16 protein-coding genes and 1 pseudogene are annotated in these 16,407 nt (G+C 68.9%); 13 read left to right on the forward strand and 4 right to left on the reverse strand.

Features of this window, described 5'->3' with window-relative positions:
- Positions 1-111, forward strand: a pseudogene (locus tag JMF86_RS24470) (AraC family transcriptional regulator); the annotation flags it as partial.
- Entirely contained in the window at positions 108-1,145 is a 1,038-nt protein-coding gene (locus JMF86_RS24475) for a LysR family transcriptional regulator (RefSeq protein WP_011694655.1), read from the forward strand. The pseudogene JMF86_RS24470 and the gene JMF86_RS24475, both read left to right, overlap by 4 nt.
- Before the next feature lie 38 nt (positions 1,146-1,183).
- On the opposite strand, the gene JMF86_RS24480 is transcribed toward JMF86_RS24475, so the two are convergent.
- Entirely contained in the window at positions 1,184-2,302 is a 1,119-nt protein-coding gene (locus JMF86_RS24480) for a porin (protein ID WP_011694654.1), read from the reverse strand.
- 410 nt (positions 2,303-2,712) lie between these two features.
- On the opposite strand from JMF86_RS24480, the gene JMF86_RS24485 reads away from it, so the two are divergent.
- Entirely contained in the window at positions 2,713-4,116 is a 1,404-nt protein-coding gene (locus JMF86_RS24485) for an MFS transporter (RefSeq protein ID WP_011694653.1), read from the forward strand.
- Positions 4,117-4,330: 214 nt separating this feature from the next.
- A complete protein-coding gene (locus tag JMF86_RS24490; protein ID WP_011694652.1) occupies positions 4,331-5,311 on the forward strand; it encodes a PDR/VanB family oxidoreductase in 981 nt (326 codons plus the stop codon).
- A gap of 141 nt (positions 5,312-5,452) precedes the next feature.
- On the opposite strand, the gene JMF86_RS24495 is transcribed toward JMF86_RS24490, so the two are convergent.
- On the reverse strand, positions 5,453-6,370 hold the full coding sequence (locus JMF86_RS24495; protein ID WP_011694651.1) for a LysR family transcriptional regulator: 918 nt from the start codon (positions 6,368-6,370) through the stop codon (positions 5,453-5,455).
- Positions 6,371-6,510: 140 nt separating this feature from the next.
- On the opposite strand from JMF86_RS24495, the gene JMF86_RS24500 reads away from it, so the two are divergent.
- The 3 genes from JMF86_RS24500 (at position 6,511) to JMF86_RS24510 (ending at position 8,803) form a co-directional block, all read left to right on the forward strand.
- Positions 6,511-7,794: a Rieske 2Fe-2S domain-containing protein gene (locus tag JMF86_RS24500; RefSeq protein WP_011694650.1), complete on the forward strand. Its 1,284-nt coding sequence runs from the start codon at positions 6,511-6,513 to the stop codon at positions 7,792-7,794.
- A complete protein-coding gene (locus JMF86_RS24505) occupies positions 7,791-8,294 on the forward strand; it encodes an aromatic-ring-hydroxylating dioxygenase subunit beta (RefSeq protein WP_041489639.1) in 504 nt (167 codons plus the stop codon). The genes JMF86_RS24500 and JMF86_RS24505 overlap by 4 nt, the downstream gene beginning before the upstream one ends.
- A gap of 122 nt (positions 8,295-8,416) precedes the next feature.
- Positions 8,417-8,803, forward strand: coding sequence for a 2-hydroxymuconate tautomerase family protein (locus tag JMF86_RS24510; protein ID WP_011694648.1), 387 nt, complete (start codon positions 8,417-8,419; stop codon positions 8,801-8,803).
- A 50-nt stretch (positions 8,804-8,853) separates the two neighbouring features.
- Here the strand turns inward: JMF86_RS24510 and JMF86_RS24515 are convergent, their stop codons facing one another.
- Positions 8,854-10,401: an ATP-binding protein gene (locus JMF86_RS24515; RefSeq protein ID WP_011694647.1), complete on the reverse strand. Its 1,548-nt coding sequence runs from the start codon at positions 10,399-10,401 to the stop codon at positions 8,854-8,856.
- Positions 10,402-10,550: 149 nt separating this feature from the next.
- On the opposite strand from JMF86_RS24515, the gene JMF86_RS24520 reads away from it, so the two are divergent.
- The 5 genes from JMF86_RS24520 (at position 10,551) to JMF86_RS24540 (ending at position 14,713) form a co-directional block, all read left to right on the forward strand.
- The gene (locus JMF86_RS24520; protein WP_011694646.1) at positions 10,551-11,744 is read left to right on the forward strand and encodes an acyl-CoA dehydrogenase family protein; all 1,194 of its coding nucleotides are present in this window, start codon (positions 10,551-10,553) and stop codon (positions 11,742-11,744) included.
- Positions 11,745-11,846: 102 nt separating this feature from the next.
- The gene (locus JMF86_RS24525) at positions 11,847-12,224 is read left to right on the forward strand and encodes a hypothetical protein (protein WP_006490490.1); all 378 of its coding nucleotides are present in this window, start codon (positions 11,847-11,849) and stop codon (positions 12,222-12,224) included.
- 8 nt (positions 12,225-12,232) lie between these two features.
- The gene (locus tag JMF86_RS24530; protein WP_011694645.1) at positions 12,233-12,754 is read left to right on the forward strand and encodes a nuclear transport factor 2 family protein; all 522 of its coding nucleotides are present in this window, start codon (positions 12,233-12,235) and stop codon (positions 12,752-12,754) included.
- A gap of 31 nt (positions 12,755-12,785) precedes the next feature.
- A complete protein-coding gene (locus tag JMF86_RS24535; protein ID WP_011694644.1) occupies positions 12,786-13,910 on the forward strand; it encodes an amidase in 1,125 nt (374 codons plus the stop codon).
- Positions 13,911-13,969: 59 nt separating this feature from the next.
- Positions 13,970-14,713, forward strand: a complete 744-nt coding sequence (locus JMF86_RS24540; RefSeq protein WP_027812267.1) for an SDR family NAD(P)-dependent oxidoreductase — start codon at positions 13,970-13,972, stop codon at positions 14,711-14,713.
- A 141-nt stretch (positions 14,714-14,854) separates the two neighbouring features.
- Here the strand turns inward: JMF86_RS24540 and JMF86_RS24545 are convergent, their stop codons facing one another.
- Entirely contained in the window at positions 14,855-15,487 is a 633-nt protein-coding gene (locus tag JMF86_RS24545; RefSeq protein WP_006479687.1) for a response regulator transcription factor, read from the reverse strand.
- A gap of 354 nt (positions 15,488-15,841) precedes the next feature.
- On the opposite strand from JMF86_RS24545, the gene hpaC reads away from it, so the two are divergent.
- The gene (gene hpaC / locus JMF86_RS24550; RefSeq protein WP_006479688.1) at positions 15,842-16,387 is read left to right on the forward strand and encodes a 4-hydroxyphenylacetate 3-monooxygenase, reductase component; all 546 of its coding nucleotides are present in this window, start codon (positions 15,842-15,844) and stop codon (positions 16,385-16,387) included.
- Positions 16,388-16,407: the final 20 nt, after the last annotated feature.

Below are 16,407 nucleotides of genomic sequence, written 5' to 3' on the forward strand. Positions count from 1 at the left end.
GTGACCGACGTATTGATCGCGCACGGCATCCATGGCTTCGGCCATTTCGCGAAGGCGTATGCACGGCGTTACGGCCACGCGCCTTCCGTCACTGCGAGGCAGACACGATGACGCTCTCCGCTCCCGGCCGCCCCGCGGCACCAACCCGCCCCGAACCCGTGCCGCACGACGGCGACGCGTCCGACGGCCTGCGCGTGCAGGATCTCGATCTCAACCTGTTGAAGACGTTTCGCGCGGTGTATGAAGCCCGGCACGTCGGCCGCGCGGCGCTGCGGCTCGGCGTCACGCAGCCGTCCGTCAGCTACGCGCTCGGCCGGCTGCGGCTGATGTTCCGCGACGCGCTGTTCGTGCGCACCGGCACCGGCGTCGAGCCGACGCCGCGCGCGCAGCGGCTCGCGATCTCGGTCGACAAGGCACTCGCGATCCTGCAGGACGTGCTCGACGAAGGCTCGCGCTTCGCGCCCGACAGCACGCAGCGCGTGTTCCGCCTGCACATGAGCGATTTCGCGGCGAGCGCGTTCCTGCCGACGCTGCTCGCCGCGTTCGACCGGCGCGCGCCGGGCGCCGTGATCGAGACGCTGCACGTCGACGAATGCCAGCTCAACGTCGCGCTCGAATCGGGGCGCATCGACTTCGCGCTCGGGCATTTCGCCGATGCGTCGAGCCACTTCCAGCGCACCGCGCTGCTGCACGAGCGCTGCGTGCTGCTGATGCCGCGCCGCACCGCGCAGCGCGTCGGGCTGCCCGACGATTTCGTGCTCGACGGCGCGGCGCCCGACACGCTGCGCTTCGTCGCCGTCACGTCGCATCCGCAGTCGATGCAACTGCTCGAACGACACGAACTGATGCCGCGAGTGCGCGCGGCGCTGCCGGATTTTCTGGTGGTGCCGGCGTTGCTGCAGGACGGCGACTACGCGCTGATCCTGCCGGAGACGATCGCGATCACGTTCGCGGCACGCCAGCCGTGCGTGCTGTACGAGATCGCCGGCGCCGGCGAATGGGCCGTCAACGCGTACTGGCACCGCCGCTTCGATGCGGACCCGGGTCATTGCTGGCTGCGCGCGCTGCTGCTCGAACTGTTCAATATCGGCGAGCAGGCGCCGTTCGACGCATGGCTCGCGCCGCAGCCGCCCGCCTGCGCGTAGCGGCGCGAGCGGACACGAGCACGGGCCCGCCGAGACGCTCAGAACGACGTGAGGATGCCCGCGACGAGCGAACTCGCGGTCGCGCCCGGCTTGGCCACGGCGACGCCGCCGCCGGCCGCGCCGTTGACGACGAAGCGGGCATGCGCGCCGTTGCGTACCATCGCGGCGCCCGTGTACAGCACCGTGCGCTTCGACAGCGGATAGTCGAAACGAATGCCGTACGAATCGGCATTGCCGTCGCTGTCGGCCACCTTCCGGTAATGGCCGACGCTCAGCAGCAGCGACGCACGCCCGATCGGCACCGTCGCGCTGAGCTCCATGATGTCGCTGTGCGGATACGCGCTCTGGCTGTCGATCGCGGTCGCGACATCGGGGCCGCCGCGATGGCGCAGGTACAGCGCGGCCACCTTCACGACGTTGAAGTCGTACGAAATCGCGCCGAGCGTGTAGTTGCCGTTCGCGGCCGCGCTCGTGGCGCCGAGCGTGGGCGCCGCAACCGGACTGAACTTCTGCTGCATGTAGTCGACGTCGACCGACAGCCCTCCACGCACGTAGTTGAGGCCGGCGCCGTACGTATCGCCGAGCGTCGCCGGCTGCCCGGCCGCGCCGTTGGTGCCGCGCGCGGCCATCGCGCGCAGCAGGAAGCCCGCGTAGCGCGGCGACGTGTAGCGCATCGAGTTGCGTACGCGCAGGAACGCGGGCCCGACGAAGTTGTTGGTCGCATTGCCCCAGGCGAGCCCCGCGCCGAGCCCGGGCAGGCTGTACGTGACGAGCGTCGTATGCAGGATCGTGTAGAGCTCGCCGAACTGCACGCCGCCGAACGGCCCCGTGATGCCGACCCACGCTTCGCGGCCGAACAGCGCGCTGCTGTTCGACAGCGCGCCGCTCGCCGCGTTGAAACCGTCCTCGAGCTTGAAGATCGTCGCATAGCCGCCGCCGAGATCCTCGACGCCCTTCAGCCCCCATTGCGACGCCCACAGGTTGCCGCTGCCCATGCGCGTCACGTGGTTCGGCCCGGCGTTCGCGTATTCGATCGCGGTGTCGATGCGGCCGTAGAGCGTCACGCTCGATTGCGCGGCGGCCGGCAGCGTCATGCACGCCAACAGCGCGGCAAGCGGTACGGCAAGCCGGAGGGCTCGCCCGTTCGGATGGTTCATCTGCGTCGTCCCGTAGAAGTTGCGGCGCCTGTCGGCATCGCGCCGCTTGATGTGAAGCGCGTTCGCTTCCAGAGGCGAACGCTGCCGATCAAAACCGGGCCGAGTCTAGGAACGACAATTTCGGACGTCGACGCAATGCGCTCTATAACGCTTATAGATGTGCCGCATGAGGCATGCGGGCCCCGCCGCACGCGCGCTGCGCGGCGGCCCGCGCGCACGGTCTCGGTGTTTTCTTTATCCGGGTCGGTAAATGTCCGTGTGGCGCGGCTGTCACTCCGGCTATGGCCGCCGAATTTGGCCGACTACGCTGCGTTTCCGATCGTGTCATCCGCACGCTTTCGCGCCGCGACGGCGCCCGGCCCGCCAGGCCGATGCCGCGCTTTTCCACCGCCCGCTCCTGGAGAACCCGCATGTCCGCATCCACGGCCCGCGCTGCCGACGGCAAGCGCTATACGTACGAATGGTATGTCGTCGTCATCTGCATGCTCGCGTACATCTTCTCGTTCGTCGACCGGCAAGTCCTCGTGCTGATGATCGAACCGATCAAGCGCGACCTGCATCTGTCCGACACGCAGTTCAGCCTGCTCAACGGCTTCGCGTTTTCGCTGTTCTACGCGGTGATGGGGCTGCCCGTCGCGTATCTCGCCGACCGCTATGCGCGCCCGCGCATCATCTCGCTCGGCATCGCGCTGTGGAGCGTCGCGACCGCCGCGTGCGGGATGAGCCAGCACTTCGTGCACATGTTCGTCGCGCGGATGGGGGTCGGCGTCGGCGAGGCCGCGCTGTCGCCCGGCGCGTATTCGATGCTCGCCGACTACTTCCCGAAGGAGAAGCTCGGGCGCGCGGTCGCCGTGTATTCGCTCGGCTCGTTCATCGGCGGCGGCATCGCGTTCCTGATCGGCGGCTACGTGATCGCGCTGCTCAAGCATGCGAGCGCATTCACGCTGCCGGTGGTCGGACAGGTGCATGCGTGGCAGGTCACGTTCCTGATCGTGGGGCTGCCGGGCATCCTCGTCGCGCTGCTGTTCGCCGCGACCGTGCGCGACCCGCAGCGCAAGGGGCTCGCGCAGGACCGCTCGGGCGCCGTGCGGCGCGTGTCGATGCGAGATTCGCTGCGCTTCGTCGGCACGCACCGCGCGACCTTCGCGTGCCATTACCTCGGTTTCTCGTTCTACGCGATGGCGCTGTACTGCCTGCTGAGCTGGACGCCCGCGTTCTATATCCGCCGCTTCGGGATGACGGCCGTCGAAGCCGGCTACACGCTCGGCATCGTGCTGCTGGTCGCGAACACGGCCGGCGTGTTCTGCGGCGGCTGGCTCAACGACTGGCTGCTGCGGCGCGGCCGTAGCGATGCACCGATGCGTGCCGGCGCGATCGGCGCCGCGTGCATGGTAATCCCCGCGACGCTGTTCACGCAGCTCGACAGCCTGCCGGCGTCGCTCGCGATGCTGGTCGTCGCGATGTTCTTCGCGTCGTTCCCGATGCCGACGTCGACCGCCGCGATGCAGACGCTCGCGCCGAACCAGATGCGCGCGCAGATCTCCGCGCTGTTCCTGCTCGTGTCGAACCTGATCGCGCTCGGGATCGGCACGACCGTCGTCGCGCTGTTCACCGATCGCGTGTTCGGCGCGCCGGCCGCGGTCGGCCATTCGATGTCGATCGTCAACGTCGCGGCGGCCACGCTCGCCGCGCTGCTGCTCGCCGCCGGCTGCCGCCACTATCGCCGCAGCCTCGAGCGCGAACGCGGTCATGCGGCGGCATCGGCTTCGGCTGACGCGGCCGTCGACGGCGGCAACGCCATTGCCGCGCGCTGAAGTCGCGCGGTTCACCGATCGCGTGGTCGGCGCACCGGCCGCGCGATCGCCGCCACGCTGACCGGCGACAATCGGCACGCCACCATCATCCATCCCGCTTATTCCAGCATCGCTTTTTAATCGATTTGATTTATGTGATGCGCGTCCCTATTCTCGATCGCATGACGGCGCGGGGCTCTGCCGCGCCGCTTTCCTCTACCCCACGGAATTTCCCATGCAAGCGAACCGCCACCAGGTCCGGATCGACGCGCTGATCGACGCGGCGCAGGACATCCGCTGTTTCCGGGTCTCGCGCGTCGACGGCCAGCCGTTCGACGCGTACGAACCGGGCGCCCATATCGACGTCACCGCGCCATCCGGCGTCACGCGGCAGTACTCGCTATGCGGCAACCCCGACGAGCGCGGCAGCTATCTGTTCGCGGTGAAGAAGGAAGCGCAGTCGCGCGGCGGCTCGCGTTCGCTGCACGACGACGTGAGCGTCGGCGCCGAGTTGTCGATCGGCACACCGCGCAACCTGTTTCGTCTGACCGATGACGCGAGCGAGCACGTGCTGGTCGCGGCCGGTATCGGCATCACGCCGCTGCTGTCGATGGCGTATGCGCTGCACAAGCGCGGCGCGCGCTACCGGTTGCATTACTTCGCACGCAGCCGCGCGCATGCCGCGTTCGTAGACGCATTGTCGGTCGAACCGTTCGCATCGCACGTGACGTTCCATTACGGCGTCGAGCCCGATGCGCTCGCGGCCGAACTGGGCCGCTGCGTCGAGTCGATCGACCCGACAGCGCATGTCTACACGTGCGGTCCCGGGCCGTTCATGGATGCCGTCGTCGCGGCCGCGGCCCGGCGCATCCCGGAAGACGCGATTCATCTCGAACGCTTCGCGGCGGAACCGTCCGAGACCGTCACCGCCGCGCATGCCGCTCCGGCGGAAGGCTTCGAAGTGCGCCTGCAACGCAGCGGCCAGTCGGTGCGCGTCGCCCCCGATACGTCGATCGTCGACGCACTCGCGCAGATCGGCATCGAGGTCGATACGTCATGCGGCGAAGGCGTATGCGGCACCTGCATGGTGCCGGTGCTCGACGGCGAGCCCGATCACCGCGACCACTGCCTGAGCAAGGCCGAGCGCGCGAGCAATACGGTGATCTGCTGCTGCGTGTCGCGTGCGCGCTCGGCGGTGCTCGTGCTCGATCTCTGATGCGCCGAGCGCCCCGCCATGCTGCGGCGCCGATCTAGCGCTTGATCGAGGCACCGAGGCACCGATGCACCGGCGCACTGAAGGCCGATGCCGACCATCGCCGGCGACACGCACGGCGCGCCATCGCGCACCGCCCGATCGTCATTCGTCGAAACGCTCGACGATCTCCGCGAGCAGCGCGCGCATCCACGCGTTGCCCTCGTCCTCGTGGAAGTGCTCGTGCCAGTGCATCGTCACCGGCGCGGGCGGCAGCGTGACCGGCAGTTCATACAGGCGGAATGCGTTGTCGCGGTTCAGGATCTGCGCGAGCCGCCTCGGCAGCGTCGCATACAGATCGGTGACCGACAGCACGCTCGGCAGCGCGACGAAGTGCGGCACCTCGAGCGCGATGTTGCGGCCCACGCCCTGCGCGCGCAACGCGTCGTCGAGCGCGTGGTGGCTGTGCTCGACCGATTTCACGTTGACGTGCGCGGCGCGCACGAACTGCTCGAGACTCAGCACAGCGGCCGTCGGCAGCCCGCGCCGGCGCCCCGTCATGCACACGTAGGTTTCCTCGAACAGCACCTGGTGGCGCGTGCGCGGCATCAGCTCCGGCAGGTTGCCGATCGCGAAATCGAGCCGGCTCGCGCGCAGCGCTTCCTCGATCTCCTCCACCGGCAGCGGCTGCACGCTCAACGTCACGCGCGGCGCACGCTCGCGCAGCGCCTGGCAGATCGCCGGCAGGTACGCCATCTCGCCCGCATCCGACAGCGACACCCGGAACGTGCGCGCGCTGGTGGCCGGATCGAAGCGCTCCGCGTAGCGCAGCGCCACGCGCACCATGTCGAGCGCCTTGCCGACGATGCCCGCGAGTTCGAGCGCGACGGGCGTCGGCTGCATGCCCGAGCGCGTCCGCACGAACAGCGGATCGTCGAACAGCGTGCGCAGCCGGCCGAGCGAATAGCTCACGGCCGGCTGCGACAGCGCGAGCCGCTCGCCGGCCTTCGTCAGGCTGCGTTCCTCGACGATCGCCTGGAATACGCGCAACAGGTTCAGATCGAGATGATCGACCGATGTCATCGTGACCTCCATCATTTGCCGCATTTATTTGATCATCAATTTTAGATCAATTTGACCAATATGTAGCAGAAGACGAGACTGGTCTCCGGACGCTGCGCCCAGCGCGGCCCGATTTTCGCGACTCTTTCCCCACGACGACGATGAGCGACATTGCCTACCAGACGATCGACACCCGCGCGTTGCATGGCCTCGCGCAGCCCGACCGCATCGCGCCCGCGATGTATCACGACCCCGCGCTGTTCGAAGCCGAGCTCGACCGCATTTTCTACCGCACCTGGATCTGGGTCGCGCACGACAGCGAACTGCCGAACCCGGGCGACTTCGTCACGACGACGATCGGCCGCCAGCCGGTGATCGTCGTGCGCGACAAGACCGGCGAGATCAACGTGCTGCAGAACCGCTGCCGCCATCGCGGCGCGACCGTGTGCGAAGCGCACAAGGGCAACGCGAAGGGCTTCACGTGCCCGTATCACAGCTGGTCGTATGCGCTCGACGGCACGTTGCGCGCGCTGCCGTACGGCGACGGCTACGAAGGCGTGTGCGACAAAGGCGACCTGCCGCTCGTGAAGCTGCGCGTCGGCGTGTACCAGGGGCTGATCTTCGCGAGCTTCAACGACGCGATCGAGCCGCTGGAAGATTTCCTCGGCGGCGCGAAGCCGTGGATCGACCTGTTCATGAAACAGGGCGCCGGCTACCCGATCAAGGCGAACGGCGAACACAAGTTCAAGTTCAAGGGCAACTGGAAGATCCAGCTCGAGAACACCACCGACCTCTACCACTTCCCGGTCGTGCACAAGTCGTGGATGAAGTCGATCGACGACGAGACGGCCGCCGCGATCACGAGCTTCATGACGAGCGAGCATGCGTTCTGCCGCGGGCTCGGCAACGGCCACAGCCTTGCGGTGCTGATGCCGGAGCTGATCGATCTCGACGAGGACGACGGCGCACCGCTGCCCGAACGCTTCGCGCCGCTCGCGGCGAAGCTCGCCGAGCGCCATGCGCCGGACGAAGTGCGCCGCATCGTGCGCTCGCTGATGGGCGTCGGCTTCAACCTGAACCTGTTCCCGAACCTCGCGCTGTCGATGGCGTTCTTCCGCGTGCTGCGGCCGATCTCCGCGAACGAAACCGAGATCCGCCACGTCGCGCTCGCGATGGACGGCGGCCCCGACGAAGCGAACCGCGAGCGGCTGCGCATCCACGAGCACTTCCAGGGCCCGTTCGGCTTCGGCAGCCCCGACGACGCGGAAGCCTGGGAGCGCGTGCAGCGCGGCGCGCACGCGGGCCCCGACGTGCCGATCCTCGTGAATCGCGGGCTGAACCGCGAGACGACCGCCGCGAACGGCGAAAAGACCGCGCATGCGACCGACGAAACCGGCATGCGCGAGGCCTACCAGCAATGGCGCAAGATGATGGAGCAACAGTGATGGACGACCGCAACGCCCTCTTTTCCGAGCAGACCTTCGCCCGCGCGGTCGAATTCGTGTGGCGCGAAGCCGAGATGCTCGACCGCCGCGACTATCGCGCGTGGCTCGACCTGTGGGCCCCGGCCGGCCACTACGTGGTGCCGATCGATCCGGACACGACCGATTTCGCGGCGACGCTGAACTACGTGTTCGACGACCAGGACATGCGCGAGAAGCGCGTGCAGCGGATGGTGTCCGGCTATTCGGCGTCGGCCACCGACGCTGCACGCACGGTGCGCACCGTGTCGCGTTTCACGCTGGAGAGCAGCGGCGCCGATACCGTCGAGCTGAAATCGGCGCAGGTCGTGGTCGCGTACAAGCGCGGCGTCGCGACGCTGTTCGCGGCCGACGTCACGCACAAGCTGCACGTCGATGCCGACGGCGAGATACGCATTGCCGAAAAAGTCGTGCGCCTGATCGACTCGACCGAAGCGCTCAGCGCGATCGGCTTCCTGCTGTAAGCCGTGGCCGGTTCACCGTCGCCAACGCAATGGTGAGCCAGCCACCTTCACCTGTGAGCGGCTGCCGGCTCGCGATCGCCAGCGCAAAGGTGAGCCGGTCACCTTCACCTTTCCGGACGACCATGCCCACACTCGAAGTTTTCCTGCCGGCCGGCCACGACGACGCGCGCAAGGCCGAGCTGATCGCCCGGCTCAGCCACGCGACCGTCGACGCGATCGGCGCATCGATCGATTCGGTGCGCGTGCTGCTCACCGAACTGCCCGCGACGCATATCGGCCTCGGCGGCCGCAGCGCCGCGGACGGCGCGCCGCCGTCGCTGCCGGTGATCGTCGCGATCCTGATCGCCGGCCGCACCGATGAACAGAAGCGCGCGCTGATCGCCGCGCTGTCCGACGCGGGCGCGAACGTGCTCGACGCGCCGCTGCAAGCCACGCGCGTAATCATCAAGGACATTCCGAACACGGATTTCGGCATCGGCGGCCAGACCGCGCGGGCGCTGGGGCGCTGACCATGCGCCGCGCGTCGCTGCCCCGCCATGACGCGCCGACGCGGTTGCGCTCAACCGTCGGCGAGCGGCAGCGTCACGCGGCAGTCGAGCCCGCCGCCCGCGGCCGGCGTCGCGGCGATCCGCCCGCCGTGGCGCGTGACGATGCTCTTGCACAGCGACAACCCGATCCCGTTGCCGCCGGCCTTCGACGACGAAAAGCCGTCGAACAGCCGGTCGTGCGCGCCCGCCTCGATCCCCGGGCCATTGTCGAGCGCACGCAACTCCGCATGGCCGGCCACGTTCGCGGTGCCGAGCGTCAGCGTGCGCGGCAGGCGCTCGCAGCCGGCGAATGCCTCGATCGCATTGAACGCGAGATTCAGGATCACCTGCCCGATCAGCACGCGTTCGCAGCGGATCGGCAGCGGCGCGTCGGCCTGCACGATCGCGACCGTCACGCCGGCCTCCTTCGCGCGCAGCTCGATGAAGTACGCGACGTCCGCGAGGATGTCGCGCAGGTCGGCGCGCGCGACGACCGGCTCGCGCTTCACGATGAATTCGCGCACGCTCTTGATGATCAGCGCCGCATGCTCGGCCTGCCGGTCCGCGCTGCGCAGCCCCCAGATCGCGTCGTCGACGGCGCCGTTGCCGTTCAGCCGCCGCACCGCGCCTTCGATGAAATTGCGCACCGCGGCGAGCGGCTGGCTCAACTCGTGCGCGATCACGGTCGCCATCTCGCCCATCGCGTTGTAGCGGCCCGCGTATTCGAGCATCCGCGCCTCCGCACGCCGGGCCTCCTCGATCGCGACTTCGTCGCTCACGTCGCGGAATTGCACGAGCAGCCCGTCGAGATCGCCTTCGATCTCGACCTGCCGGCACAGGATGCGCAGCCAGCATGCCGAGCCGTCGCGCCGCACGATCCGGTAGCGCTGCGGCGCGGACGGGCATGCGGACGGCGCATCGCGCAACTGCGCAATGAGCCGATCGCGATCGGCCGCGGAGCAGTAGTCGAGCACCTCGCCGAGCGGTTCGTCGGGCGCGAGCCCGAGCACGCGGCGGCCCGACTCGCTGATGAACTGCACGCCGCCGCGCGGCGTCACGACCGCGATGCCTTCGTCGAGATCCTGCATGAACTCGCGCAGCCGCGCCTCATAGCGGCGCAACTGCTGGCGGACCGCCTCTTCCGCGCTGATGTCGCGGAACTGCACCATCACGACGTCGCGCCCGCGCAGCGGCACGTAGGTCGCGGTGGCCTCGGACAGCATGTCGACGCCCGTGCGCGATCGATAGCACCATTCGTACACCTGCGGCCCGTCGACGCGCGCACGATCCCAGGCGCTCACCGCGATCTCGCGCTGGTACTTCGGCTCGGGACGCGTCATGTCCGGCGCCTTCAGCGGCAGCAATTCCTCGACGGAAAAGCCGAGCGCGATGCACGCGGCGCGATTCGCCCACACGATCGCCCGGGTGTGCGCGTCATGCAGCAGCACGCACGTGGTCAGCGCGTCGAGCAGCCGGTGGAAATCGTCTTCGTCGGGAAAACTCATGATCGGATTCGGAGGAAGGCGCGCGGCATCGCGCGGCCGGAAACCCAACATAGCACCGGCACGCGCCGATCGCATCTGAAGATTTCTTTAGGCCGGCACGGAGCGTCACCAGTCGCGCGGCCCAACGCACCAATTGCTGCGTGTTTTCGGCGTTTCTAGACTGGTTACATCGTCTTGCCCCCCGCAACCGACACCGGAATCGCCCCCATCCCCAGGAGACTTTCATGCCGCAAGCCGCTCTCGCCATCGAATCCGCGCCGACCTCGCCGCCCGCGGCGCGTCCCGCGGCCGCGCCGTTGTCGCCGCTCGACGCGGTGATCGAAACCGTCGCCGCGCGCCGCGAGGAATTCGACCGGCTGTCGCACGTGCCGCGCGACGTGATCGCGCTGTTCAAGCAGGCCGGCATCTATCGCGCGGGCACGCCGCGCCGCTTCGGCGGCGATGCGCTCGCGCCGACCGCGTTCCTCGACATGATCGAACGGATCGCGACCGCCGACGGCTCGGCCGCGTGGGTCGCGAGCTTCGGCTCCGCGAACGTCTACCTCGCCGCGCTGCCGCTCGACACGCAGGCCGAGCTGTACGCGAGCGGCCCCGACCAGGTGTTCGCGGGCGGCCTGTTCCCGGTGCAGCCCGCGCAGGACGCGCCGGGCGGCTGGCGGGTGAACGGCACGTGGAAATTCGCGAGCGGCTGCAAGGGCGCCGACTGGCTCGGCGTCGGCATCGCCGTGCCGGGCGCGCAGGACGCCGCGCCGAACAAGCCGCGCACGGCCGTGTTCCGCGCCGCCGACGTCGAGATCGTCGAGAACTGGAGCGTGGTCGGCATGCAGGGCACCGGCAGCCACGATTTGCGCGTGAACGACCGCTTCGTGCCGGAGGCGTGGACCTTCGTGCGCGGCGGCGAACCGACCGTCGACGAGCCGCTGTACCGCTACCCGACCGTCGCGTATGCGGCGCAGGTGCTGGCCGTCGTCAACCTCGGCCTCGCACGTGCGGCACTCGACGTCGTGAACCGCATGTCGGGCGGCCGCCAGACGACGACCGGCGCGCCGCGCCTCGCCGATCGCGCGTATTTCCGCATCGAGCTCGCGAAGGCCGAAGCGCAACTGCGCTCGGCACGCGCGTTCTTCTACGACGCGACCGACACGGTCTGGCAATCGATCCTCGCCGGCAATCCGGTCACGCCCGATCAGGTCAGCCTGCTGCGGCTCGCGGCCACGCAGATCGCCCGCGAAGGCGCGAGCGTCGTCGAACGCGCGTATCGCCTCGGCGGCACGGCGGCGATCTATCGGTCGCATCCGCTGCAGCGGCTGCTGCGCGATGCGATGGTCGTCACGCAGCACGCGTTCCTCGCCGAGGGCAACTTCGACGGCGCGGGCGCGGTGTTCACCGGCGTCACGCCGTTTCCCGGTTATCTGTAACCCGCGTCGACCGACGCTTTTGACGAACGCGCATGAAGCCGAACCCGACGGAGCATCGCCGGCCGGTTCATGCACCCGACCGATTCCCCTGGAGAACCCGATATGTCCGATTCGAATCCGCTGCCGCTGCGCGTGCTGTTCTGCTGCGGCGTGTCGCAGAATTTCTTCGACCTGCCGCGCGAGCAGATCGGTGAAGTGTGGCAGGCGTACGGCGCGATGCTCGCGGCCGTCGAGGCGATGCCCGGCGTGCGCGTGCTCGGCGTGATGGACGACGACCGCCTCGTGGTCGGCCAGGCCGACGGCGCGCCGTGGACCTTCTACATCATGGCCGACGTCGCCGATTTCGACACGACGGTCGCCGTGTGCAACCTGTACCGCACGACGCCCGTCGGCGAATACAACCTGTGGCGCTACGGCAAGATCGAGGCGCGCGTGGGCCGCGCGCTGACCGTGCCGCCGGCCGCGAAGCCCGCGGCGTGAGGCGCGCGATGACCGAGCTGTCACCCGCCGCGATCGACGCGCTCGCACGGCGCGTCGCGGCGCTCGACGCCGAGCGCGCGGTGCGCGCGACGATCACGCGCTACATGGCGCTGTGCGACGTACCCGAAAATGCGGGCGACGGCCCGTCGCTCGCCGAACTGTTCACGCCCGACGCCGTATGGGAAGGCATCGGCCCGCAGTACACGAAGAAGTTCGGCCGCCTCGAAGGCACCGCCGCGATCGTCGCGATGCTCGGCCGCTATCTGCCGCCCGATCCGCATTTCTCGGCGAACCTGCATTTCCTGACGTCGGAGTCGATCGAGGTCGCCTCCGATCTTGCAAGTGCGCGCGGCCGCTGGATCATGCTGCAGGCGTCGCGCTACGCGGACGGCGCGGCCGAACTGATCGCCGCGCGGCTCACGATCGATTTCGCGCCGGCCGCCGACGGCGCCGCGTGGCTGATCCGCCATTTCCGCACCGAACGCGTGCTCGACGGCCCGTGGCCGCTCGCCGCCGCGTCACGGCCCTGACGTTTTCCGCTGCTTTCGCACGATACCGACCATGACAGGCTTCATCGACACCTTCACGCTCGGCGGCCCCGGCCCGACGATCGCGATCAAGGACACGATCGACATCGCGGGCCATCCAACCCGCGCGGCGAGCCGCGCGCTCGCCGATGCGCCGCCCGCCGAACACCACGCGGACGTGGTCCGCCTGCTGCTCGACGCCGGCTGGCAGATCGCCGGCAAGGCGAACATGCACGAACTCGCGTTCGGCATGACCGGCATCAACGACTACACGGGCACGCCCGTCAATCCGCAGGATGCCACGCGCATTCCCGGCGGCTCGTCGAGCGGCTCCGCATCGCTCGTCGGGCTCGGCACCGTCGACGCGGCGCTCGGCACCGATACCGGCGGCTCGATTCGCGGGCCGGCCGCGTGCTGCAGCGTGGCCGGGCTGAAACCGACGTTCGGCCGCGTGTCGCGCCGCGGTGTCGCGCCTACCGATACCACGCTCGATTGCGTCGGGCCGTTCGCCCGCGAAATCCGCACGCTCGTCGCGGTGATGGCCGCGATCGCACCGGGCTTCGACCGTGCGCGGGCGACGGCTTCCGCGGCAGGCTGCACGGTTGCGCAACTCACCGTCGAAGCCGATCCGGCGATCGCCGCCGCACTCGATGCGGCCGTTCGCGCATCGGGGCTGCGTTCGCACACGATCGTGCTCGACGCCATGCCGGCCGCGTTCGCGGCGGGGCTCACCGTGATCAACGCGGAAACGTCGCGCGCGTTCGGTCATCTGGTCGCGACCGGCAAGCTCGGCGCCGACCTCGATGCGCGATTGCGTGCGGCCGCAACGACCGCGCCTGCGGCATTGAAGGAAGCCGAAGCCGTGCGCGCACGCTTCACCGCGCAGGTCGATGCCGCGCTCGAACACGCGGACGTGCTGGTGCTGCCGACGCTGCCCGCGTTGCCGATCACGCTGCAGCAGGCACGCGACGGCGTATCGGTGATCGCGATGTCGTCGCTGATCCGGCCATTCAACCTGAGCGGTCATCCGGCGCTCAGCCTGCCGTTGCCGCTCGCCGGTTCGCCGTTGAAGGCCGGCTTGCAGATCGTCGGACGCAAGGGCGCGGACGAACAGGTCTGCGCGATCGCGGCACACTTCGAGGCGGCACTCGCCGCATGAACCACGATGCGGGCGCCGCTGCCACCGGCGTGCGCCCGCGAACCACGGAATTCCAGACCATGTCAGATCGAGTCGTCCTCGTCACCGGCGCCGCGCGCGGGCTCGGCGCCGTCATCGCCGAACGCTTCCATGCGGCCGGCTATCGCGTCGCGCTGGCCGACATCGCCGCCGACGCGATTCACGCGCATGCGCGCGACCTCGACCCGAGCGGCGAACGCGCGCTCGCGCTGCCGCTCGACGTCACGTCGAAACGCGATTTCGAAGCGGCACGCGATGCGCTCGTCGCGCGCTGGGGCACGATCGACGTGCTCGTCAACAACGCGGGGGCCTCGAAGGTGGTGCCGGCGATGGAAATCACGGCCGAGCAGTTCGACCAGGTGATCGACGTAAACCTGCGCAGCGTGCTGTTCGGCTGCCAGGTGTTCGGCCAGTACTTCGCGCAGCGCGGCGCGGGCCGCATCGTCAACATCGCGTCGCTCGCCGGGCAGAACGGCGGCTCGGCCACGGGCGCGCACTACGCGGCCGCGAAAGGCGGCACGCTGACGCTGACCAAGGTGTTCGCGCGCGATCTCGCCGCGCAGGGCGTGACCGTCAACGCGATCTCGCCGGGCCCGCTCGATCTGCCGATCGTGTACGAAAGCGTCGCGCCCGAAAAACTGCGTCAGGTGCTCGCGAGCCTGCCGGGCGGCAAGCTCGGATCGGCCGGCTTCGTCGCCGATGCGGCCGTGCTGCTCGCGTCGGGCGACGCGCATTTCGCGAACGGTGCGTGCTGGGACATCAATGGCGGGCTATACATGCGTTGAACGGCGGCACGCATCGGGCGTGTGGTGCCGTGCGCAATACGTGTGGCGTATAGGGCACGCGTGGCGCGTGCCTCGCCTGCTTCACGTGCTTCGTGTGCCGTGGCGTGCCTGCGCAAGCCCGTCCGCAAGCAGCCCCGACCGCTAGCGCGACGACTCTCCGTCGTCGCCCCACACGACCATCACGTCGCGCACCAGCGCGGCGATCGACGTCGCGCCGAGCTTCTCCTTGATGCTCGCGCGATGCACGTCGACGGTCTTCACGCTGATCGACAGATCGGACGCGATCTGCTTGCTGCCCTTGCCGTCCACGACGCCGCGCAGCACTTCCTTCTCGCGCGCGGTCAGCGCATCGAGCCGCTGGCGCAGCTCGCGGTGGCGCTGGCTCACCGCATGCCGCTGCTGCGCGAGCCGCAGCGCACGCTGCACGCGCTCGAGCATCTGCTGCGAGTTGTACGGCTTCTCGACGAAATCGATCGCGCCGTTCTGCAGCGCGCGCACCGACATCGGAATGTCGCCGTGCCCGCTGACGAAGATCACCGGCAGCGTCGCGCCGCGCGCATTCAGTTCGGCCTGCACGTCGAAGCCGCTTTTCTCCGGCATCCGCACGTCGAGCACGAGGCACGCGGGCAGGTTCACGTCGAAACGTGCGAGAAAGTCGGCGGCGTTCGCGAACCCTTCGGACGCGATGCCGACCGATTCGAGCAGCCACGCGAGCGACGTCCGCATGCCGCTGTCGTCGTCGACGATGTATACGATCGGTGCGGGTGACGTCATCGCGGGTGTCTCGCTGAATATCGGTATCGGGGTCGCACGCGCCGCGCGCAACGCCGGTGGCTGGCGTATCGCGCGCGTCGTTCGCTGGGGATGTGCGGCACATCATAACGAGCCGAAAATCCGCTGCAAACCCCTGCACGTGCCGTACGAACGCGCAACCGCGGTTTTTTTCGCACGCGGCGGCACGCATCTAGGTAGAACCTTTAGACGCGTCGGCAGGAACGCCATCCCGATCGCCAATCGTGCGAATGGTCGGCCGCATTTTCGCGACGTACGCTTGGGTCATCGTCGGCGATCCGGCGCTGCCCTTGCAGCGCTGCGCGGTTCGCCGCTTTCGTCCAATCAGGAGCGCCCATGTCTTCCACGACCGATATCCAGCGACCGGCGCGCGTCGAACCGACCGATGCGCAGAAGGCCTTCCGCCAGGCGATGGCCCACCTCGGCGCGGCCGTCAACGTGATCACCACCGCCGGGCCGCACGGCCGCTGCGGGATCACCGCGAGCGCCGTGTGCTCGGTCACCGACGCGCCGCCGACGCTGCTCGTGTGCCTGAACCGGTCGAGCGCGATGCATGCGACCTTCGAGCGCAATCGCCAGGTCTGCATCAACGTGCTGCCGGCCGAGCACGAGTTGCTCGCGCGACACTTCGCAGGACTCACCGACCTGCCGATGGAACAGCGCTTCGAACTGCCCGTGTGGGATCGCGGCGAACAGGACGTGCCGGTGCTGCGCGATGCGCTCGCGAGCCTGCAAGGCACGATCGCCGAGATGAAGGAAGTCGGCTCGCATTCGGTGATGTTCATCGAGGCGACGTCGATTCGCGTGCGCGACGACGGCGACAGCCTGATCTACTTCAGCCGCGCGTTTCATCGCGTGTCGCGCACCGCGTGCGTGCGGTAACGATGCCGGCATGTGGCGCG

This window comes from Burkholderia sp. E168m15, assembly GCF_016586105.1.
Taxonomy (GTDB): Bacteria; Pseudomonadota; Gammaproteobacteria; order Burkholderiales; family Burkholderiaceae; genus Burkholderia; species Burkholderia orbicola.

Bases quoted from the DNA above. Each gene is read 5' to 3' on its own strand.
- JMF86_RS24495 (WP_011694651.1), bottom strand. From the start codon at position 6,370: ATGACATCGGTCGATCATCTCGATCTGAACCTGTTGCGCGTATTCCAG.
- JMF86_RS24475 (WP_011694655.1), top strand. From the start codon at position 108: ATGACGCTCTCCGCTCCCGGCCGCCCCGCGGCACCAACCCGCCCCGAA.
- JMF86_RS24500 (WP_011694650.1), top strand. From the start codon at position 6,511: ATGAGCGACATTGCCTACCAGACGATCGACACCCGCGCGTTGCATGGC.
- JMF86_RS24490 (WP_011694652.1), top strand. From the start codon at position 4,331: ATGCAAGCGAACCGCCACCAGGTCCGGATCGACGCGCTGATCGACGCG.
- JMF86_RS24485 (WP_011694653.1), top strand. From the start codon at position 2,713: ATGTCCGCATCCACGGCCCGCGCTGCCGACGGCAAGCGCTATACGTAC.
- JMF86_RS24545 (WP_006479687.1), bottom strand. From the start codon at position 15,487: ATGACGTCACCCGCACCGATCGTATACATCGTCGACGACGACAGCGGC.
- JMF86_RS24520 (WP_011694646.1), top strand. From the start codon at position 10,551: ATGCCGCAAGCCGCTCTCGCCATCGAATCCGCGCCGACCTCGCCGCCC.
- JMF86_RS24540 (WP_027812267.1), top strand. From the start codon at position 13,970: ATGTCAGATCGAGTCGTCCTCGTCACCGGCGCCGCGCGCGGGCTCGGC.
- JMF86_RS24535 (WP_011694644.1), top strand. From the start codon at position 12,786: ATGACAGGCTTCATCGACACCTTCACGCTCGGCGGCCCCGGCCCGACG.
- hpaC (WP_006479688.1), top strand. From the start codon at position 15,842: ATGTCTTCCACGACCGATATCCAGCGACCGGCGCGCGTCGAACCGACC.
- JMF86_RS24510 (WP_011694648.1), top strand. From the start codon at position 8,417: ATGCCCACACTCGAAGTTTTCCTGCCGGCCGGCCACGACGACGCGCGC.
- JMF86_RS24530 (WP_011694645.1), top strand. From the start codon at position 12,233: ATGACCGAGCTGTCACCCGCCGCGATCGACGCGCTCGCACGGCGCGTC.
- JMF86_RS24525 (WP_006490490.1), top strand. From the start codon at position 11,847: ATGTCCGATTCGAATCCGCTGCCGCTGCGCGTGCTGTTCTGCTGCGGC.
- JMF86_RS24515 (WP_011694647.1), bottom strand. From the start codon at position 10,401: ATGCGATCGGCGCGTGCCGGTGCTATGTTGGGTTTCCGGCCGCGCGAT.
- JMF86_RS24480 (WP_011694654.1), bottom strand. From the start codon at position 2,302: ATGAACCATCCGAACGGGCGAGCCCTCCGGCTTGCCGTACCGCTTGCC.